This window comes from Natrinema sp. H-ect4 (assembly GCF_041894845.1).
In the GTDB taxonomy this organism is placed as follows: domain Archaea; phylum Halobacteriota; class Halobacteria; order Halobacteriales; family Natrialbaceae; genus Natrinema.
The window spans coordinates 457,515-478,314 of the sequence record NZ_JBHDYC010000002.1 but is presented as its reverse complement, the minus strand read 5'-3'; the positions used below and the strand labels follow the sequence as shown (position 1 = coordinate 478,314).

The window sequence follows — 20,800 nt, the reverse complement described above, 5'->3', positions numbered from 1 at the left end:
GTTGTGAGGGGGTTGTTTCAGTGGGAATGACCAACCCGTTTGATTAGTACTGATGATTGGCTAAAAACCTACCTAATACCGTATATACTTAACCCTTAAAACCGGATTTTTGGCCCTTGATCCGATATATCTCCAGTATTCCATGTACCATCTAGATTACTAGTATTGGGGTAGGTCGTATAATGTTTGCCCCAGATTCGGGCCAAAATGGGTAGTATTTGCCGAGAGTGGGTACCACTAGCTAAAGTACTACCATATTCATTGAATGTGCGGTGTACTTTCTCGTTGGTCTTCTAGGAAGTTGTGCAGAGCGATTGGTGATAATGGAGCGTAATATCCCGACAAGTCGGTCTCAATCTCTGTACCCAAATGAGTCAGGACATTTCCGGGGTCGGTGATGTGTGCACGGCGCTCACAGACCTTTTAGAAAGGAAGGACCAGTCCTTCTCCTCTGTCCATGAAATCCCTCGATTTTTGAGATAGAGGCGGCTTCGCGGTCTATCCCATTCGGTTGAGTGCGTCTCTACGATCCTCGACCGGCGTTTGATCGTATCGCATCGTCGTCTTCGGGGATTTGTGCCGGAGTTGTGTTTGTGCCGCGGCGAGATCCTCTTCGCGGGTCATGTAGGTCCCGACCGAGTGTCGAATCGTGTACCAGCTCATTTGTCGGTTCTCAGTCGGGATCTCTGCAATCTCGCAGAGCCGCTCGAGAACGTAGATCAATGAGTGCGACGTGTACGGATTCCCCTCGCGGGTAAGCCATAGTGCGTCACTCGAATGGTAGGGATCGTAGTGTGCTCGTTCATTCAACCATCGTTCTAACGCCGTTGCCGTCCGATCCGTTACCCCGACGATCCAGTTCTCTCGATTCTTCGAGGACTCATCCTTTGGAATCCGGAGCACTCCGTTTTCGACGTCGACCCATTCGATCGTGGCACGACCGACCTCAATTGGTCGGAGACCAGTATCGAGACTCGTCCAGACGAGACTCGGAATTTTCCACCCGTTCGCACGGTCCCAATCGTCCGGCCCGATCTCGGCCTTCGGTTTCCCGAAGCGTTGTGCTAAATGGGTTTTCCACTCGTCACGTTCCACGGGTGTCAGACCGGTGTAGGCCGGAATCGAACCGTACTCGAGCGCAGCCTCCCGAATCTGTTTCCGCTCTTCGACAGTGAGGTAGTCCCGGGGTTGGGAAAGCGATTGCGTGAAGGTGTGGTCGGGATCCCACTCGCCGGTCTCGCCGAGTTCGTGGCGTCGCCACTTGAAGAGCCGCTGAAGGCATTTCTGTGTACTCGCCATATGACCCGCGCTATACTCGTTCTCGTCGTAGAGAAGGCTCGTAATGTAGCGTTCGGCGTCGTCCGCGCCTACCTTCGTCGTATACCCCTCGTGGTCATCCCATACCCATCTGTAGAATTTGTCGGCCTTCTGTGCCACCTGTCTGACCGTCGACCACGCATACCCCTCGACTTTCTCCGGGTCCTTCCCACACCGGAGAAGCCACCTGACGAGACTCGCTTTGTACTCTTCGTAGTCGACTAACTGTCGGTCATTTAGCTGTGCACGGGTAGGCTCGTTTACGATCGGGATATCCTCGATCGTGAGTGGATTCTCCCCCATCCCTACCCCCGCTGGTGATTAGGGTAGGCTCGGAGTTTCAATGAGCCTGATAGCTTTTGTAATCGCTGTACGACGGTGAGGTCGGTAGTCGAACCCGGACTATGAGCTGTGATCCGCATCTTTCGTTCACCTAGTGCGGACCGAGAAAACTGCGAGACAGCTCTGCTGTCTCCATGCGCGGACCGGGATTTGAACCCGGGCCATGAGCTTGGAAGGCTCAGGTCCTACCACTAGACCATCCGCGCGCATTCTTCGATTTTCGTTCCACGTTTAAGGCTCTTCCTTTTCCTCGTGACCGCCCGCTGGCGATCAGCGTCGCCAGCGGAGACGAATCAGCCACCTTCGAAACGGGACTATTCGGTCGTCCCAGTGCCCGCGACCGTCGCATAACAGTTCCCGCTCGAGAGTTCCCACTCGAGTACCTCGAGGTCGCTCTCGGCGAGATCGGCCTCGAACTCGTCGGGGGCGTAGATATGGTAGAAGCGGTCGACCGCCTCGCCGCCGGGGAGGGTCCACTCGACCGTCGTATCGAACCCCTCGGTTTCCTCGAACCGGTCGTGGGCAGTCGACCACGCGCTGACCAGCGCGCGGCCGTCGGGGGCGAGTACCCGCGCGAGGTCGTCCAGACTCGCCCGGCGGGCCGCCCGCGTCGGCAGGTGGTGCAGCGTCGCAACGTAGACCGCGATATCGATGCTGTCGTCGGCCAGCGGGAGCGTCGACGCGTCCCCCTGAACCAACTCGACGTCGAAGTCGCGCTCGAGCGCGCGCTCCCGACCCGTCTCGAGCAGCCCGCGGCTGACATCGAGGCCGACGACCGTCTCGAGGCGGGGCTCGAGGAGTTCGGCGTGGCGACAGTTGCCGCAGCCGAGATCGAGTCCGACGCCGGTGCGGTCGGTCGCGTGGGCGTCGACGAAGGCCTCGACTTCGGGCCAGGCGTACTCCCGCGTAGACGCGAAGTGGGTCGCGATCCGGTCGTAGGTGTCGCGCACGTCGGCGCGGCGGGTGCGCTCGTCGTCGTGGCTATGAGTTCGATCGCGTTCCCGATCCTGGTCCCCGGCCATCGTCGGGTTTCGTCGACGAACCCGCAAAAAATGTTCGTAACCCATCGAGGAGTTGCATTTGTCTCTCCTGTGGATACTCTCCACTCGCGACGACTACCACGAAAGCCCCTGCCGCGCTCGACCGCCCGGGCCTCGCTTCGCTCCTCGCTCCCGTCGGTCGCTCCGGTGCGTACGTCGTCCGGGACGGATCGACCGCGACAGCCCCTTTCAGTCCCACCTGTATCGGCTGACCGGGATGCCACCGCGGGTGGGACTGAAAGGGGCTGCTGGCTCCGGGAAGACGGACGACGCAAGCACGCGACCGACGGGAGCGCGCATCGAGTCCCTCGACCGGAGCCAGCAGGGGCTTTCGTCGTGGTTTCGGTCAGTCCCGTCTCTGCGGTTCTCTGGAAAATCGGTACACCAGTCCGTATCAGAGCCGCTGGACTTGGCCGGGGCTGAGCCGACAGCCACACGGACCCGCGATATGCTCCATCGGCCCGCGAGTCGTGACCGTGATCACCGCGTCGTCGCACTTCGGACACGGCGGAAAACTCGAGCGCTCGTCTCGATCGTCGTCGCCGTCACCGGCGGCTTCGCGCCCGCTCGAGCCCGAGTCGCGGTCGGTCATCGCGGCTCTCCGTTCGTGTTTCGGGCGTTGTGACTCGAGGGTCGGCGATCGTGGCGGTACTGGTGTCGTCGTGCGAGACGTTTATGTCTCGGTAGAAGTAATTGAATCATGGCTTGCAAACGGCTCGTGTTTGGAAGCCACGCTTCGGGTGCTGTAACACCCGGGGCATTTTAGCGCATGCCCCCGCGTTCGGAACCGTCGCTTCCGTTCCGATACTGTTTATACTGTAACTTATAGCTATTGGAATAAACGGTCTACGGAGTGTTTCGCCGGGTTGGTGGGTATTTGAGTGGTCTCGGACTCGCTCGAGGAGGGGGAGTTAGATTCGTGTGAATGCGGGACTGTGACGGGGACTCGAGGAATTCGAGGGGTTTATCTATTCCCGTCGGAAAGTGAGAGATGCGCTCGAGGGCTTGTAGATCAGCGGTAGATCACTCCCTTGGCATGGGAGAGGCCCCGGGTTCAAATCCCGGCAAGTCCACTACAATTTTGGCCGACGAACTCTTCGCATAGGGTGAGGCGGCCGTGTTCAGATTAGTTGATTCCATACGTACGCGTAGCTCTGGAGCCACGTTTCGGCGGTATTCGGTTCGGCGTTTCTAAAACAATTTCCGAACTGGTAGGCTCGTCGTTTTACTTCTTGAAAGAGACGTTCAACGGCGTTCCGATTTCCGTGTGTTTCGTGTCGAAATCGGAGGCTGTGTCGGTTGAGTGCAGCTTTTAGCCAGGGTCCAGAATCGACGAGAAACACGGCGTCGTCGACATCGTGTTTCTCGGTGAGTTCAGAGAGAAAGATCGAGGTGACACCCTCGTTTCGCGTCAGAAACAGCCTAACATGGAGAAATTTGTTCGTTTCGGGATCGACAGCAGCGTACAGCCAGTCGCGCTGATTGTCGAGGTGGATCACGGTTTCGTCGAATGCGATGTGATCCGGCTGGGCACCGTCTGCCGGCTGTAAGTCGGCTTTTTGAACCCAGTTATGAACGGTCGAGCGCGCCCGTTCGACACCGAAGCACTCTAAGACAGAGACAGTATCTGAAAGTGACAATCCGCACAACTGGAGCTGGATACTAAGTTCCATGAGCTCGCGCGGTGTCTGCTCGCGCTCCACAAAATCTAAGTCGATCCCGATACTAGATCCGTCGAGGCGGTCGAATTCTGGCATAGCACAACGAATTCCACCGCCTCACTCCTTCAAACTCTAATCTGAACAGCGCCGGGTGAGGCTGTGGCAATAAATATAGCCGTGCAATCCGTACAATTTCGTATGACTCCGAAGGATTCCACGGTCACTCAGTCCCGCGTGCTGGCCGGCACCCATCGGATCCCTTCGGGCATGGCTGCGTGGAAACTCGCCGGTGTTGCCCTCCTTCTCCAGATCGTCTTGCTCTGGGACGTAGGCGCATTATTCGTGACCGACGCGCTCGTCCCAGGGAGCATTGGCCTGAGCGATTACCCATTCGCTGACCCCGCGGTGATGATGCTCAATCGGCTTCTCGTCGTCGCCGTGTGGGCGCTTGCCGTCGGGGTCGTTGCTTACTGGTGCTGGAAGCGAGGCCTCCTCCATCGATTGTTCACGTGGGAGTATAACAGCACCGTGCTCACCGCGATCCTCGCCGCTGTAGCCCTCCACGTAGCAGACAACCTCGTGATGTCGACGGTCGGATCGGAAGACCTCTTTCCGCGAGTGCTCGGCGAGTACGCGATCTTTGCGTCCACGTACGGATCGCCGGACGGCGCGATCGTATTCCTCACGCAACTGCTGTACTACCTGCTTGAGACGTTGGTCGTTGTCATCATGATCGCTCTGTTTCAGCGGGCCGGCGAGCAGCAGTTCGACATACCCGCAGTACCGTGGGGCGGGATCGGCATCGCCCTCACGTGGGGTGCGTTACATTTGCTGACGGGCGGTACGTTCGAAATGCTCGTCCTTCCACTCGGGATGGGGATCGTCTATCTCCTCGGAAATAAACACGTCCTCCCCGTCGTTCTGGTAGTGGTCCTCGCCTTCCTCGTCTAACTGTTACGGTGCTGTATGATTGACAGCCACCCCGCCCTGAAGGGGCATGACGAGACGCATCGCGTCTCGGTGTCGTTCGAGAGACGTCGTCTCTCGTGATGCCGAGATGGCCGGGCCATCTCGAGCCACGTCCGAAAACGCGAAGCGGTTTCGAGGACGAAGATTCCCAACCGCCGTTGGGATAGTGTGGTTTCCGACGTGGCCTGTTCTTGCGGTGCGAATGCACCAGTTTCCGTGTCAAAGTAATCAAGAAGTAAATTCTCTGTTGGAACGAGCATGCGTACTGCCCGATGAGTTTATTAATTTATTTGAAAAATCAGTCCGACTGGGAGAGAGTGATCGATAATAGCCACTGCACACCTGATCGCATGACTGCATTGCGATCAGCGTGTAACTCCTTTCAGTGGCTACTATAGTAATCCAACCAATTTATTGATATTTATCGATAGCACCCGTTCCACCGCCCTGTCTCGTCATAAACGGACGCTGTGAATCTCTCGAGTGGGTCCCTCGAGTCCGTCTTTGCCACATACAAAGCACACCGGTGATGACGAGCGAATCCTCGGTCGCGGAACCACACGAGTACACCGCATTCTCGGTGATCAATTATGTGCACTCCTCGTAGGCGTCCGGAAGGTGCTCGCGTTCGCAATCGCTGAGTCGCGATTCCCCCTTCTGTACTTCCGATAGCTTCACTGGTGGATGGTGCTCCGGCGAACGGCAAACGTCGCGGACCGCGGGCAGCAGTGACAGCTGTCGTCGTAGACGAGTTCTGAAACGGAGTCCAGCCCACGACGAATCACGGTAGTGAGCCCTGTGAAGCTTCGGTCTGCGATATCTTTCGGGCGTTTCGTCTCTCCTATCGAGGAGTCGCTGACGTGGGGTCCGATTTTTCCTGCTGGTCGGTGAACGGGACATCATGCGTATCGCCTCTCCCCTCGGCTACTCCGCGTTTGACGCCGCTGTTCGCGCTGCAGGTGATGTCGATGACTGAGTTCGGAGCGTATCCGCCGATCGAAGCGTACGGTGTCGTCGGCAACCTCGAGACGTGCGCGCTCGTCGCACCGAACGGATCGGTCGACTGGTTCCCCTTTCCGCATCTCGAGTCGCCGAGCATCCTCGCTGCGATCCTCGACGCCGAGCGCGGCGGTCGGTTCCGGATCGCACCGGTCGACACCTACGAGACGGATCGTCGCTACGTCGATACCACGAACGTCCTCGAGACGACCTTCCAGACGTCGGGAGGGACGGCGACGATGACGGACTTCCTCCCCCCGGCCGACCGAACCGACCACCCGAAGAAGGTGCTCTACCGCAAGCTCTCCTGTGCGGAGGGAACTGTCGATCTCGAGGTCGAATTCGACCCGCAGTTCGATTACGGACGTGCGGAGACGACGATCGAATCCACGGAGCGAGGCGTTCTCGCCGCGGGACGGGACGAACGGACGCTGCTCGAGAGTCCTATCCCTCTCGAGATCGGAGACGGCCGAATCACCGGCGATCTGACGCTCGAAGCGGGGGAGACGAAGTGGTTCCTCCTCCGGTGTACGGGTGCCGAGGAGGCTAATACGGACCCAGATGCCGCACTGGCGGAGACGCTCGAGTACTGGAGCGACTGGGCCCACGATTGCGGCCCCGAGGACGACTGCGCCTTCGAGGGGTCGTGGCACGATCAGGTCGTCCGATCGGAACTCGTTCTCAAACTCCTCACGCATGCCGAATCGGGGGCGATCGCGGCCGCGCCGACGACGTCGTTACCCGAAGACATCGGCGGCGTCCGGAACTGGGATTACCGGTTCAACTGGTTGCGAGACGCGGGGTTTACCGTCCAAGCGCTGATGAACCTCGGCACCGCCGGCGAGGCGAACGACTACTTCGACTGGTTCATGGATCTCTGTCAGGCCGACGACCCGGACGCGATCCGACCGCTGTACGGCCTTCACGGCGAGTCCGACCTCGAGGAGCGGGAACTCGATCACTTCGAGGGGTATCGCGGCTCGCGGCCGGTCCGGATCGGAAACGAAGCGGCCGAGCAGCGACAGCTCGATATCTACGGGGAACTCCTGCTGGCCGTCGACGAGATGCGCCGACACGGGCGGGAACTGGACGACGAAGAGTGGGGGCGGGTCCGCGACATCGTCGACTACGTTCGCGAGATCTGGGACGAGCCCGACGCAGGTATCTGGGAGGTTCGCGGCGGGAACGAACACTTCGTCTACTCGAAAGTGATGTGTTGGGTCGCCCTCGACCGGGGGATTGCGATCGTGACCGACGGAGACCACGACGGCCCGCTCGAGGCGTGGCGGGAGAGCCGCGAGACGATCCGGACGGACGTCCTCGAGAACGGTTACGACGAAGACGTCGGCGCGTTCGTGCAATCGTACGGAACCGACGAACTCGACGCGACGGGACTGTTGCTCCCGATCGTCGGCTTCCTGCCCTTCGACGACGATCGCGTTCGGGGAACGATCGACGCAATCGAGGAGCAGCTGGTCGAGGACGATATCTTCGTACAGCGGTACGATGGCGATGACGGTCTCCCGGGTGACGAGGGGGCGTTCGGTCTCTGTTCGTGCTGGCTGATCAATGCGCTTGCTCTCTCTGGTCGCGTCGAAGAGGCGCAGTCTCGACTCGAGTCGCTGTGTTCGTACCTGAATCCGCTCGGACTCATCGCGGAGGAGGTCGATCCGGAATCCGGCGCGCATCTCGGAAACTACCCACAGGCGTTCAGTCATATCGGCATCGTCAACAGCGCACTCTATCTCGGCTACATCCGCGGCCACGAGACGCCCGGTCCGGCACCGATGGGGATTCGACTCGGCGATCCGGTCGCGCTTCCCAGTGAGGAATAACGGACCGGCGCTCGAGCGCCGGACCGACCCCGTGACGATGGCGGCCGCCGATGTCCGACCTCGGGGCGGCGCTATCGTCAGCCAATCTCGATCGCGCCGCGCATACTCTGGGGGTGGACCTGACAGTAGTACTCGGCCATTTCTTCGGTAGCCGTGAACGTGACCGTCTGTGTAGCCCCTTCGTCGCCGACGAGTTCGGACGCCTGAAGCTCGTCCCCGTTCTCGTCTTCGATCGCGAAGTTGTGCTGGAGTCCGTCGGCGTTCTCCCAGACGAGTACGTATTCGGTCCCCGCCTCGAGCTGGAGTGTCGGGTTCTCCGTGTCCGCGATGGCATCTGGAGCCACCCCTTGCCAGGCCGATGCGGTACCTGCTAACTGAAAGTCGGCGTCTCCATCTGCCGATTCCTCAGCGTTCGACGCCTCCTCGTCCTCCTGGCCGGGGAACTCCCACTCGTCGAACGGGCCCTCGACGAGTTCCTCCTGTTCCCACATCGCGTGAATGAACGGTTGGGTCTCGCCGTTCGGTAGTTCCATCGCGGTCGGTACCGGATCGAACACTGGGCCGTCGGGGGTCGGCCTGATCGGCAGGACGACGCCGTGGGTGTGATGGATCCGTCCCGCGATCGTCTCGTCCGGCGCGAGCGGCATCTCCTCGTCGAGAGCCATCCGGTAGCGCTCGTCGCGCACCGTCTGGGTCGTCATGAAGTGGATGACGCGGAATCCGTCTTCAGTGGCCACCTCGCCGTTGACTCGGACGTTGCCGACGCCCCACGACGCGCCGTAGGTGTACACTTCCGTCAACAGCGGCGAGCCGGTTCCCGTGATCCCGTGGAGCCAGCCGCCCGACAATACGCCGCCGCCCGTCTCGTAGCCGGGAATCGGCGGTTGTACGACGTGGTCGTGCTCGATTTCGTACTCGTTTCCTGCCGGGTCGGTGAACTGCGCGTCGAGATCGACCGAATCGGTCGTATCACCCGGCTCTCCGGGGAGATCGTACGGCTGGCGGTCCTGATAGGTAATCTCGAACGAGCCGCTGGTCACTTCGGCGTTGTCGCTGTACAGCGTCGGTTCGGTGAATTTTTCCTGCGCAATCCCGTCCGACTCCGAGTCTCCAATCGGTTCGCGGCCCGCCTCCGGCGCGGCCACGAGCGGCGGCAGGTCCTGCAGAAGCTGCGGAACGGCCTCGTCGAGTGGCTCGGGCATCCCCTTCGCCTGTTCGATCCGCGACTCGAGCAGAGCGCTCCCGCGCCGCGGGTTCTCGGGCGTTCCGAATACCTGGGGGCTGAGCCGTCGCTCGCCAGGCAACACCCAGTAGAAGGCGTTTCCCGGTTCTTGTCGCACCGTGACATCGCGACCCGAGTCAGACGCAGTTCCGTTCTCGTCGGCGTTGTCGTTCCGGGTACCTGACGCCGATCCAGTCGACTCTGCCCCGACGCGCCCGACGAAAGCCCCGACCGCCGTCGCGCTGCCAGCCGCGAGCAGCGAGCGGCGTGTCAGTCGGCCGTTCGATCCGTTCTTATCTGTCATATGTTACCACGACTCTTGACAGGACGATCCGGACGAATAAATGGGAGAATCGTTGTGGTACGGCAAATGCCGATTCCCGTAATGGTTTAGTAGGAGTTTCTCCCGAGCCGATGGAGAGACGAACAACGGTGACCGCTCCCGAAACGGCTAATCTGACCTTACTAGATCCAGCACCGTCGGAACGCCATTAGTCGCGGAACCGGCCGTCTTAATCGTTCAGTGTTCCCGAAACTACAGTAGCCACTGAACGTCACTGCACACCCGATCGCACGACAACTGTGCGATCGATGTGTAACTCGTTTCAGTTGGTACTATAGGGATAGGATGGATCGAAATACACTGCATCGAGACTGTTGTAACTGTTTTCTCCGCCGGTCTCGTACCGACAGCCATGTCATCACCCGACAGCGAGCTGGCTATCTACGAATGTTCGACCTGTGGCGACCTTCGATTGAGCGACGGGGACGCGAGATGTTGCGACGGAGCGATGGACACCGTTGAGACGACGGTTCCGACCGAGTCACCGGATGTCGAGGAGATCATGCACGACGTATTCGATATCTCGCCGACTGAACTCGAGGTCTGTCGGCAAGTGATGGCTGCCGGCGAAACGACCATCGGCGAACTCGCCGGAACGATCGACCGCGACCAGAGCGTCGTCAATCGCCACCTGAATGATCTCGTCGATCTCGGCGTCGTCGCGAAGACGTCTCGCGTCCTTGCCGAAGGTGGCCGCGTCAACGTCTATTCACCCCGTTCTGAGGAGGAGGTCCGACGCCAGCTCGAGCTCGGACTGTACGCGTGGTGTCTCGATGCGATCGAGCTGCTTGAGGAGGTCAACGAGGAAAAGATCGCAATGATGGCCGAAAACGCGGAGGACGACGCGAGCGGCCTCGGCCGATCGATGGTCGATCGATTACTCGCTCGGGGCGATACCTCGTGATCGAGTGACCGGTCACCGATCACAGAGCGATACAGGAAGAAATCGGTGGGTGCGGTCTGTTATTTTGAGACACGCGTATTGATTTGTTCGGATATTCGTTCATCAGGGCAGTGGAGAGAGTAGTGTCGGGAGGCGGATCCGAATCGCGAGCGCGTCGTTTGCGGTTGGCACACCAGCCGTCGCCCTATCGCTGACCGTTCGGATTCGAGCGACCGGTCCACCGTCACGTCCTCACTGCAGACGGCCGATCCGCCACCCCTCCAGTCGAGAGCCGTACTGTCTCCGTGAACGGTGCGTTCCGAACGCGACGAGCCCGCGGTACTGTCGCCGCGCCGTCACCCCTCGTCGAACTCGCGACGCACGATCTCGCACTCCGTGTCCGTCAGTCCGTACAGCGAACACGCGCGATCGTCGATCCGCCGATCGGTCGCGTCGATCTTCGTCTCGAGTTCCGCGGCCCGGTCTCGGGCGTCGAGAAACCGCCGAAGCCCGTCTTCGACCTCGTTCGGACGGGGCAGGGTCAGCGCCTCGAGGCGATCGAGTGGCGATATCGTCTTCGCGGCGGTCGGTCTGAAGCCGGCGACGCCGTCGCCCGCCTCGGTGGCGTAGGGGACGACGGCTTCGACGAGCCCCGCGAGTCGGGTCTCGACATCGACGAGTTCGACGGCCGGAATCGGATCGGTTTCCGCGTAGCCCCACCGATCGGTCTCGGCGGCCGCGGCGGGGTCGGGTTTGTACCGAACGGTCGCCGAGAGGACGACGTCCGAATCGCTCGAGTCGACCGCGACCGAACCGAGCCGCAGGTTCGGCCACTCCTCGGTCGTCGACGCGAGCTTCGTCGCCGCGACGCCGTCCGTCCGTCGAGCGGCGTCGAGATCGCCGAGCGACGGCCCGTTCGGATCCCGACCGAGATAGTCGGGGACGTGCAGGTTGATCGTCGACCGGTCGGCGGTGAGCGCGAGCCGTTTCTCGACGGCCGCGACGAGTTCGGCGTCGGGCCCGGCGGCCATCGGGACGGGGAGCCCCTCGAGCGTCGACTGGTTGATCTGCGGGAAGACGGCGCGGTACGCGGCGTGTGTATAGTGGTGGTAGAACGCGAGCGCCGACGAGTGCAACACGCCCAGGAGGTGTTTCAACTCGGCCGGCGAGTCGGCGTCGCTGCGGACGTTGTAGGCTGACTTGATCGTGGCCAGACCGTCGGCGTCGTAGGTCCCGACGAGCGAGTCACTCGTCTGCCGGACGAGCAGCTTCGGGCTCTCGTAGTTTTGTGCGGTTTTCTCGAGGTCGGCCGGCTCGACGAACCGGAGCTCGTCGGCGTCGATCCGGTATCGGCACACGGCGCTTCCGGGGGCGATCGGGCGCGTCGTCGACCCTGACCGCTCCCGGAGGATGTCCGCTCGCTTGCTGATCTCTTCGCCGCGAGAGATGGAGACGGCGTCCCCCAGCGGCGGGTGGGCCGCGACGGTCGAGCAGACCGACCGTGTCTCGCGGTCCAGATAGATGAGAAATCGGCTCGCATCCGCTGCTTCGAACACGTTCGCGGGGATCGAATTCACGCGATCCGAGTCGGCGGAGAGCGACGCGAGCTCCGCCTCCGGAGTCGCGTCGGCACAGCGGACGTCGGTTCCGTCACCGCCGCTCACGAGGATCGCCGCGCCGCTCTCGACGCCGTCGAACGCGGTGCCGAGCCTGACGATTTCCGCGAGCGACGTCTCGCTCAGGACGTACTCCCGGATCGGCGCGTTCCCCTCGCGAGCGAGGATCGAATCGGGGACGACGATGCCGACCCGTCCGTCCCGGGACAGTCGGATCGACTGTTCGTAGAACGCGACGTAGAGATCGAACTGGTTCTCGGTCGCGCTGAATGCGTCCTCGAGGTAGGCACGCAGGTTTGCGTCGATGGTCGCGCTGATCGTCCCGCGACCGGCGGTCGCGACCCAGGGCGGGTTGCCGAGCACCGCGTCGAAGCCGGGAGCCTCGAGCCGGTCATCGTCGCCGTCAGCGTCTGCGTCGTCGTCACCGTCGGCGTAGAGTTCCGGAAACTCGAGTCCCCAGTGGAAGAAGCCCTCGGCGCTGGCCCGCTGTTGCGCCGCGGTGAACCACTCGGTTCGAGCGAGCGGTTCCCAGTCGTCGTCGCTCTCGAGCGCGGCAGCGAGCCGTTCGAGCGCGTCGTCAGGGACTCCCTCGAGCCCAAACTCGCGGGCGGTGTGGACGTTCGCCATCGCCTCGAGTCGCTGTCGCCGGGCGCGCCGCTCTCGACCGTCCGTCTGCTCGAATACCCCGTCTCGAGTCGGATCGGGTTCGAGACGCGTTGTGTTATCGCCGGTGAGATCGGCTCTCGATGCGCAGTCAGCGACTGCCTCGAGGTCGCTCCCGACGAGCGCGTTACCGATTTTCAGGTGGTGATCGAGGGCCACCGGCGGTTGCTCGGCGGACAGCGTTCGGCGTTGCAGCGAGGCGGTCGCGATCTCGACCGCGAGGGGATCCCGGTCGACGCCGTAGAGACAGCGCCGGGCGACCCGCCGCCGCACCTCGTCCACGCCGCGGTCCGCCGGCACGGACTCGAGACCCGCTCGAGCCGCCGCGTCTTCGGTGGCGACGATCTCGCGCGTCAGGTACTCGAGCGCGCACGTCAGGAAGTGGCCGGTCCCCATCGCGGGATCGAGGATCGAGCAGTCGAACGCGCGCTCGGCGACTCCGTCCGTCCGGTCGCTATCGGCGTCGGCGAGTCCGTCGTCACAGTCGGTATCGACGGCGGCGAACTTCGTCCGGATCTCCTCGAGGAGCGGTCCAACCGTCTCCTCGACGACGTGTTCGACGACGTGCTCCGGGGTGTAGTACGACCCCGACGCCTTCCGCTGGTCGCCGTCCGCAGTCAGAGATACCTCGCCGGCCGCGACCGCGACAGTGTCGCCGTCGCTTGCAGGAACGTATTCGCCGTCCGCGAGCGCCAGCGGTTCGTCGGCGATCGCGAGCCGGTACTCGAGCAGCCCCTCGTAGATATCGCCGAGGCGGCGGCCGTCGAGCGACGAGTAGTCGATGAACGGTTTCTCGCCGCTGTCGGCCCGCCGTCGAGCCAGCAAGTCGATAGCCGTCGCCAGCGACGCGTCGCCGATGCGGTGGTTCTCGAGGAACCGAGCGGTGCGACTGTCGTCCTCGCCGGATCGATTCCCGCGGCCGATCGGCGAATCGAGCTCCTCGAGTCGCGACCAGAGCTCGGCCGTTCGATCGGTGTACGACGGACCCGAACCGTCGGATTCGGCCGCGACGGCTCGTGCGATCGACCGGAGGCTTGCCGACTGGACAGGCTCCGTGCCGCTTTCCGCGCCTCCACGTTCGTCGTCCCCGTGTTCGTCGCTCCCGGGTTCGTCGGGCAGTTCAGTGAGCCGCCGACGTCGACTCTCTACAGCGAACGCGACGATGAGCCGAACGAGAACGACCAGCGAGGCGTCGTAGAGCAGGTCGAGATCCCCGTGACCGAGAGTGTCCTCGGAGTCGGTCCCGGTGCGGTCTTCTCCGAGATCGTTCCCGGGATATCGACGGAATCCCCGCGCGAGGACCTCGAGCGCGTCGGCGGCGTTCTCCTCGAGCGCCGCCCCCATCTCACGAGTGAACTCGGCGGACCGGTCGTAGAGGTCGTCGAGCAGGCAGTCTCCCTCGGCGCCCTCGAGGAAGGCGTCGCGGCGGAAACACAGGTAGAAGTATTTGAACGCCTCGAGGTCGCCCGTCTCGAGTACGGCCGGCAGATCGATCTCGTAGTACGCGTCCAGGCGATGGCCCGTCCGCCCGGTGTAGAGTCGCCATCGCCGGCCGTTCGTGAGTATGGCCCACTCGACCGACGACTCGCGCAGGGCGGCGTGGATCCGGTAGCACGGAGTCTCGGCGTCGCGCTCGCGCTCACCGCCCCCGCGGGCCTCGAGCGCGCGTTCCCAGCGCCTGACGTCGGCGATCGCGACGATGGCTTCGTCATTGTCTCCGTTACCGTGGCTGTCGTCGTTGCCGTCGGCTCCGGTGCACTCGAACGCGTCGCGAGCGTCGTCGGACTCGAGGAAAACGTAGTCCGGCCGATGTCGCGTTCGATCGAGCCGCTCGTCGCGCACGAACGAGTGTCCCAGCGTCCGAAACACGGGTCGGACGAACGCTTCCTCGAGCCGGGATCGGCTTTCGCTCGCAGCTGTTTCCCTCACTCGTTCCCAGCAGGCACTACTCTCATCGAACGCCGCTCGGAGGTCGTCTTCGTTGATCTCGTCCCAGGCGTCCGTCTCGGGAAGGCGGTCCTCGAGGTATGCACTCGAGAACACGTCGTGGCTAGTCCGGTAGGGACACCCCTCGCGACGAGAGCGGTCGGTGGGAGCGCCGACTCGGTTCCGGGACACCGCTTTCCTTTGCGTGATCCGAGTCGCGGCATATAGCTGTTCCCCCGGACGGGGGTTCCTCCCCGTCGGTTCGTCGGGTCGCTGCTGCCTGCTCACAACTGGTGTCCTCTCCGCGAATGTGGGAGCGCTCTCGTCGGACTCGAGAGTAATATCGTCTTACCAGCTATCCGCGCCTCGACTGATAGCTGCAGCTGTCGCCAGTCGCTGATTGGCGTTCCATAACGCCGATTTGGAGCCGGTCGTAATTCCTTACTCGAGACTGAGCGGGGCGATCTCCTGGCCGATTTTCTTGGACGAGACGGAACGGTCGGCGCGGTTTTTGAGCCCGGTCGAGGGAGTATCGGTGGACGGTATGAGCGAGTCCGCGACCGACGACCCGACGACCGACGAATCGCACACTCGCGGACGGGGTGAACCGGCCGGCCAGCGATGGCTGAGCGGGATCGTCTCCCTGATCGGGCTGTGGCTGGCCGTCTCGCCGCTCGTCTACGAGACGGCCAACTCCGTGCTGTGGAACAACCTGTTGATCGGCGGCGCGATTGTCGTGTTCGCGGGCTACAATTACTACCGGATCACCATCGACAACTCCACCAGTATCGGCGTGATGTCGCTGGCCGCCCTGCTGGCGCTGTGGCTCGCCGTCTCCCACTGGGTGATCGCCGGGCAGTTCGCTCTGGGTGGCCTCGAGGAAGCGAGCACGGGGCTACTCTGGAGTAACGTCGTCTCCGGGTTGGTCGTCGCGGCACTGTCAGCGTACATTGCGTACGCCGGGGACCGTGAGATGTCGACGCAGGCGGCCACCGGAACGTGATCCTCGCTCGAACGGGTTCCCCGATAGAACGCGATTCAGGCCGATACGATACCGAACTGATTTCGTTTCCTCCTCGGCGGTTCCGTCACTACCCTGTGGGCGGTTCCGTCACGGATACCGCTCCGAATCGGCGTCGGGCGTGCGTCGCTCGAGCAGGTCCAGAACGGGTTCGGTCGCGGCCAGTCGAATCCCGACTCGCGTCAGCCGATCCCGGATCGCGGCGGGAACGAGCGTGCCGTAGAGCGATCCGAGGAGCGGAACCGGGCCGACACGGTAGTGCGTGTCGGGGTTCGGAACGGTGGCGGCCTCCCGAATCGTCGCGGCGACCCGATCGGGCTCGTTGATCAGTGGACCGCCGCCCTCGACGGCGCGAACTCGCCGGAGGACGCGGTAGAGGTCGGTGTACTGCGTGGGTCTGACGACGTTGACGTTCCGGCGTTCGGCCGCGGCCGCGGTCGTCTCCGCGTCGGCGTCGGAGCGCGACGGTGACCGCGCGGCCGCAGCCGCGTCGTCGACCGCCCGCAGGGCGCCGTCGTAAAACGGCGTCGCGACGACGCCGGGCTGGACGACGACGACTTCGACATCCGAGCCGACCAGCTCCTGTCGGAGCGCGTCGCTGAGGCTCGCGAGCGCCCACTTCGAGGCGGTGTAGCCCCCGATGCCGGCGAGCGCGAGGCGATCCGCGGCGCTGGTGACGTTGACGATCCGGCCGCGGCCCCGCTCGCGCATTCCCGGCAGGACCGCTCGAATCAGCCGGTGCGGCCCGAAGCAGTGGACGGCGAACTGGCGCTCGAGCAGGCTCGTCGGCACGTCTTCGATCGGCCCGAACTGGCCGTACCCCGCGTTGTTGACGAGGCAGTCGACGCCGCCGTCCTCGTCTCGGACGCGAGCGACGACGCGCTCGATGGCCTCGGGATCGGTCAGGTCCATCGCTGCGATCTCGGCCCCGCGGTCGGCCAGGTCCTCGAGGCCGTCCCGATCGCGGTCTCGAGCGGTCGCGTAGACGCGCCAGCCGTCAGCCAGCAGCGCGCGAGCCGTTTCGTAGCCGATTCCCGTGGAGCAGCCGGTCACGAGTGCTGTCGAGGGCATGGGACTGGCTACGACGAGGCCGGTAAAGGGAGTCCCGTCAGTCGAGTCCGAGGAGTGTCACGGGGTGTGACGAATCCCGTCCGAGGAGTATCACGGGGTGTGACGAATCCCGTGGCGAAGGGCGGACGGACGTGCGGTTAGTCGTCGAACGGGTCGTCGTCAAACGGTTCATCCTCGTCGTCGAACGGTCCGTCATCGTCGGTGAACGGACCAGTATCATCGTCACCGAACGGTCCGTCACCGTCCGCCGGGCCCGCATCGTCGGGTGGGCCGGCGTCCTCGGGTGGTCCAGCGTCCGCAGGTGGCCCGGTGTCGTCTTCGTCGATCGATTCGTCGCCACCGGTATCCGGTTCGTCGTCCTCGAATATCCGCTCGAATAGATCGGGTTCGCCGTCGGACGAGTCGTCGGTGGTCGGCTCCTCGTCGATCGTTGGATCGGAATCGGATGGCGTGTCGACCTCGGTGCGCGACGAATCGTCTCCGGTATCGTCGGTCGGATCGCCGGCGTCGGCATCGTCGGGCGGGTCGTCGGCATCGTCTGCGGGGTCCTCGGTAGTCGTCTCGGATTCGCGCTCGTTCGAGTGTTCCGCCGTCGTCGCGTTCGACTGGGCGGCCGACGCATCGTCGTCCGTCTCGAGCGCCGAAGCGTCCGTGTCGCCCGCCGTCATGCTCGGGCCGAATAGCAATGCGAGGGCCCCGAACGCGAGCAGGACGACCGCGATCGTGGCGAGCAACGCCGCGCCCGATGGGGTGTCGTCGCGTACGCGTGACATTCATTGATCGGTACCGGGCCTACCCGCTTTGTTAATTTCAGCCCACAATGCCACAGGCACTGGATTCCAGTGCGTCGTGAGAGAGGTGAAACCGCTCGAGCGGATCGATCTCGGTCGAGAACGGCTCTGGCCGGTCCGAGGTTGACCGTGACGTCCGCGGTCACGTGTCGACTACGATGCTCGCAGTCACATGTCAAACGATGCTCGTGGCCACACGTCGACGGCACTGCCCGACGAGGCCGCCGTCCGCGGCCGAACAATGATATAGCCGGCCCACTGAGTGAAAGCCAACGGATCTCTCCGATAATGACGAGCCACTACGATCACGCGCAGGTACAGGAGTTCTGGCAGTACGTCTGGGAGCGCGACGACGTCTACGCGCTTGACGAGGACGCCGACGATCCGACCTACGTCCTCGGCATGTTTCCCTACACGTCGGGCACGCTCCATATGGGTCACATCCGAAACTACGCGATCACGGACGCCCACGCTCGCTATCGCCGAATGCAAGGCGACGACGTGCTCCACCCGATGGGCTGGGACGCGTTCGGCCTCCCCGCCGAGAACGCCGCGTTCGAGCGAAAGACCGATCCCGAGTCCTGGACGCAGGCGTGTATCCGGCGCATGCGCGAGGAACTCGAGAAGATGGGCTTTGGCTACGACTGGTCGCGCGAAATCACCACCTGCGAGCCGGACTACTATCGGTGGAACCAGTGGCTGTTCAAGCGACTCTACGAGGCCGGACTCGTCGAGTACGAGGCGGCGACGGTCAACTGGTGTCCCGACTGCGAGACCGTGCTGGCCGACGCGCAGGTGGTCGAGCGCGAGGACGAACACAGTGAGTCCTCGGATCGGGGGAGCAGCGAAGCCGCGAACAGCGGCGGGGATCGCGTCTGCTGGCGCTGTGAGACGCCCGTCGGGCGGCGCGAACTCGACCAGTGGTTCTTCACGATCACCGACTACGCCGAGGAACTCCACGACGGGCTCGCGGACCTCGAGGGCTGGCCCGACGGCGTCCGCGAGATCCAGCGCAACTGGATCGGCCGGCAGGACGGGGCGCGGATCACGTTCGACGTGTCCGACTACAGTGGCGATAGGAGCGACGGCGATGGTGACAGTGACCGATCCGTCGACGTGTTCAGCACGCGGCCGGAGACGGTCTACGGCGCGACCTACCTCGCCGTCTCGCCCGGCCACGAACTGGCGAGGACGCTGGCTGACGGAGACGATGCGGTTGCCGAGTACGTCGAAACGGTCCGCGAACAGGACCCGGACGAAGTCGGTTTCTCCGGCATCGAGACGGACGCGACCGCGGTGCACCCGCTGACCGGGGCGGAACTTCCGGTCTACATCGCCGGTTACGTCCTCGAGGACGTCGGCACCGGTGCTGTGATGGGTGTCCCCGGCCACAACGAGCGCGACCACTCGTTCGCGCTCGCACACGACCTGCCGATCGAGCGCGTGATCGTTCCCGACGACGGGACGGCCGAATCCGGCGTCGAAAGCGAGGCCTACACCGGCGAGGGAACGCTCGAGGGAAGCGGCGAGTACGACGGCCTCGAGAGCGAGAGCGCCCGCGAGCGGCTTGTGGCCGACCACGACGCACTCGCGGAAGACGTCACCTACCGGCTGCGCGACTGGCTGATCTCCCGACAGCGCTACTGGGGGACGCCGATCCCGGTCGTCCACTGCGACGACTGCGGGCACGTGCTCGTTGCCGACGACGACCTCCCCGTCGAACTCCCGGAGTTCGTCCGGACGACGGGCAACCCGCTGGACGCGGCCGAGGAGTGGAACGAGACGACCTGTCCCGACTGCGGCGGCCCCGCGCGCCGAGAGACGGACACGATGGATACCTTCGTCGACTCCTCGTGGTACTTCCTGCGCTTCCTCTCGCCCGACCTCGCGGACGCGCCGTTCGACACCGACCGCGCGGACGACTGGATGCCCGTCGACGTCTACGTCGGCGGCGAGGAACACGCCATCCTCCACCTGCTCTACAGCCGCTTTTTCACGAAGGCGCTGGCCGATATCGGCCTCCTCGAGCAGCGAGAGCCCATTCGGGAACTCAAGAGCCAGGGGACGGTGCTGTACGACGGCGAGAAGATGTCCAGTTCGAAGGGCAACGTCGTCGACCCAGAGGAGTACGGCGCGGAGACGACGCGGCTGTTCGTCCTCTCGGCGGCCCACCCCGAACAGGATTTCGAGTGGACCGCCAACAACGTCCGCGGGGCCTACGACCTCCAGCAGACCCTCTACGGGATGGCAGCGGACTTCGTCGAGGCGGGCGACACCCGCGTCGAACGGCGAGATCACGACGAGTACGTCGACCGGGAGATCGACCGGACGATCGCCGCGGTCACCGAGGAGTACGACCGGTTCCGGTTCCACCGCGCAGCCACCGAAATTCGGGAACTCGCGCGCCTGCTGCGACGCTACCGCGAGTACGATCTGCCACACGACGACGTCTACCGGCGGGGCATGTTGACGCTCGCCGCGGTGATCGCGCCAATGGCCCCGCATCTCGGCGAGGAATGCTGGAACAAGCTCCGGGGCGACGGCCTCGTCGTCGAGGCCGACTGGCCCGAACCCGACGGCGACGCGTCGGCCTACCGACTCGAGCGGGGACTGGTCGAGCGGACGCTCGAGGACGTCCGGGATATCGTCGACGTCGCCGCGATCGACGAACCGGAACGAATCGAACTGGTCTGCGCTCGCGAGTGGAAGTACCGGGCCGCCAAACTGGTCGACGAGGCGGCGTCCGACGACCCTGACGCGGTCCCGGACACGGACGCGATCGTCGACCGACTCTTCGCGGCCGACGGTGTCGCGGCCGATCGCGAGACCGTCGGCTCGTTCGTCGGCCGACTGGTCGGTCGCGACGGCGGCCCGGAACCCGGACAGCGGCTGGGTGCGGATCGCGAACTCGAGGTTCTCGACCGCGCGACCTGGCTCGTCACCGACGAGTTCGGTGCGGATGTCACCGTCCGCCGGGCGGCCGCTGACGACGACCTGGCGGAGAAAGCGCGGCCAGGCAAACCCGCGATCCACATCGAGTAGCACGCTTTTGCGTTCGATCTCGCGCGACGGTATCGAGTCTCGTCCGACGAGGTTCGATC

13 protein-coding genes and 2 tRNA genes are annotated in these 20,800 nt (G+C 63.6%); 6 read left to right on the top strand and 9 right to left on the bottom strand.

Annotation, left to right across the window (positions count from 1 at the left end; all coding sequences use genetic code 11):
* Positions 1 to 498 precede the first annotated feature (498 nt).
* From ACEWFR_RS05255 to ACEWFR_RS05240, 4 genes are all read right to left on the bottom strand, one after another.
* Positions 499 to 1,620, bottom strand: coding sequence for a tyrosine-type recombinase/integrase (locus tag ACEWFR_RS05255; RefSeq protein WP_374060031.1), 1,122 nt, complete (start codon positions 1,618 to 1,620; stop codon positions 499 to 501).
* 174 nt (positions 1,621 to 1,794) lie between these two features.
* Positions 1,795 to 1,865 (bottom strand) — tRNA-Gly (locus ACEWFR_RS05250).
* Positions 1,866 to 1,973: 108 nt separating this feature from the next.
* The gene (locus ACEWFR_RS05245; protein WP_374060030.1) at positions 1,974 to 2,681 is read right to left on the bottom strand and encodes a class I SAM-dependent methyltransferase; all 708 of its coding nucleotides are present in this window, start codon (positions 2,679 to 2,681) and stop codon (positions 1,974 to 1,976) included.
* 412 nt (positions 2,682 to 3,093) lie between these two features.
* Positions 3,094 to 3,291 carry a hypothetical protein gene (locus ACEWFR_RS05240; RefSeq protein WP_374060029.1) on the bottom strand — a complete coding sequence of 66 codons (198 nt, stop codon included), beginning with the start codon at positions 3,289 to 3,291 and terminating at the stop codon, positions 3,094 to 3,096.
* Positions 3,292 to 3,700: 409 nt separating this feature from the next.
* Between ACEWFR_RS05240 and ACEWFR_RS05235 the strand changes: the two genes are divergently transcribed.
* Positions 3,701 to 3,772 (top strand) — tRNA-Ala (locus ACEWFR_RS05235).
* Positions 3,773 to 3,820: 48 nt separating this feature from the next.
* Here ACEWFR_RS05235 and ACEWFR_RS05230 read toward each other — a convergent pair.
* On the bottom strand, positions 3,821 to 4,456 hold the full coding sequence (locus tag ACEWFR_RS05230) for an IS6 family transposase (RefSeq protein WP_374060028.1): 636 nt from the start codon (positions 4,454 to 4,456) through the stop codon (positions 3,821 to 3,823).
* Positions 4,457 to 4,558: 102 nt separating this feature from the next.
* On the opposite strand from ACEWFR_RS05230, the gene ACEWFR_RS05225 reads away from it, so the two are divergent.
* Together ACEWFR_RS05225 and ACEWFR_RS05220 are read left to right on the top strand one after the other, a co-directional pair.
* Positions 4,559 to 5,311, top strand: a complete 753-nt coding sequence (locus tag ACEWFR_RS05225) for a hypothetical protein (RefSeq protein ID WP_374060027.1) — start codon at positions 4,559 to 4,561, stop codon at positions 5,309 to 5,311.
* 986 nt (positions 5,312 to 6,297) lie between these two features.
* Complete coding sequence (locus ACEWFR_RS05220) at positions 6,298 to 8,163, top strand: glycoside hydrolase family 15 protein (protein WP_374060026.1); 1,866 nt, start codon at positions 6,298 to 6,300, stop codon at positions 8,161 to 8,163.
* Between the two features lie 77 nt (positions 8,164 to 8,240).
* Here the strand turns inward: ACEWFR_RS05220 and ACEWFR_RS05215 are convergent, their stop codons facing one another.
* Entirely contained in the window at positions 8,241 to 9,689 is a 1,449-nt protein-coding gene (locus tag ACEWFR_RS05215) for a hypothetical protein (protein ID WP_374060025.1), read from the bottom strand.
* 391 nt (positions 9,690 to 10,080) lie between these two features.
* Here ACEWFR_RS05215 and ACEWFR_RS05210 point away from each other — a divergent pair, with 391 nt between their 5' ends.
* The gene (locus tag ACEWFR_RS05210) at positions 10,081 to 10,632 is read left to right on the top strand and encodes an ArsR family transcriptional regulator (protein WP_374060024.1); all 552 of its coding nucleotides are present in this window, start codon (positions 10,081 to 10,083) and stop codon (positions 10,630 to 10,632) included.
* A 335-nt stretch (positions 10,633 to 10,967) separates the two neighbouring features.
* Here the strand turns inward: ACEWFR_RS05210 and ACEWFR_RS05205 are convergent, their stop codons facing one another.
* On the bottom strand, positions 10,968 to 15,008 hold the full coding sequence (locus ACEWFR_RS05205; protein ID WP_374060023.1) for an Eco57I restriction-modification methylase domain-containing protein: 4,041 nt from the start codon (positions 15,006 to 15,008) through the stop codon (positions 10,968 to 10,970).
* Positions 15,009 to 15,360: 352 nt separating this feature from the next.
* Between ACEWFR_RS05205 and ACEWFR_RS05200 the strand changes: the two genes are divergently transcribed.
* Positions 15,361 to 15,819 carry an SPW repeat protein gene (locus ACEWFR_RS05200; RefSeq protein WP_374060022.1) on the top strand — a complete coding sequence of 153 codons (459 nt, stop codon included), beginning with the start codon at positions 15,361 to 15,363 and terminating at the stop codon, positions 15,817 to 15,819.
* Between the two features lie 108 nt (positions 15,820 to 15,927).
* On the opposite strand, the gene ACEWFR_RS05195 is transcribed toward ACEWFR_RS05200, so the two are convergent.
* Both ACEWFR_RS05195 and ACEWFR_RS05190 read right to left on the bottom strand, forming a co-directional pair.
* Positions 15,928 to 16,908 carry an SDR family oxidoreductase gene (locus ACEWFR_RS05195; protein WP_374060021.1) on the bottom strand — a complete coding sequence of 327 codons (981 nt, stop codon included), beginning with the start codon at positions 16,906 to 16,908 and terminating at the stop codon, positions 15,928 to 15,930.
* A gap of 137 nt (positions 16,909 to 17,045) precedes the next feature.
* Positions 17,046 to 17,681 carry a hypothetical protein gene (locus ACEWFR_RS05190; RefSeq protein ID WP_374060020.1) on the bottom strand — a complete coding sequence of 212 codons (636 nt, stop codon included), beginning with the start codon at positions 17,679 to 17,681 and terminating at the stop codon, positions 17,046 to 17,048.
* Between the two features lie 306 nt (positions 17,682 to 17,987).
* Here ACEWFR_RS05190 and leuS point away from each other — a divergent pair, with 306 nt between their 5' ends.
* A complete protein-coding gene (gene leuS, locus ACEWFR_RS05185; protein WP_374060019.1) occupies positions 17,988 to 20,741 on the top strand; it encodes a leucine--tRNA ligase in 2,754 nt (917 codons plus the stop codon).
* The last annotated feature ends 59 nt before the right edge of the window (positions 20,742 to 20,800 follow it).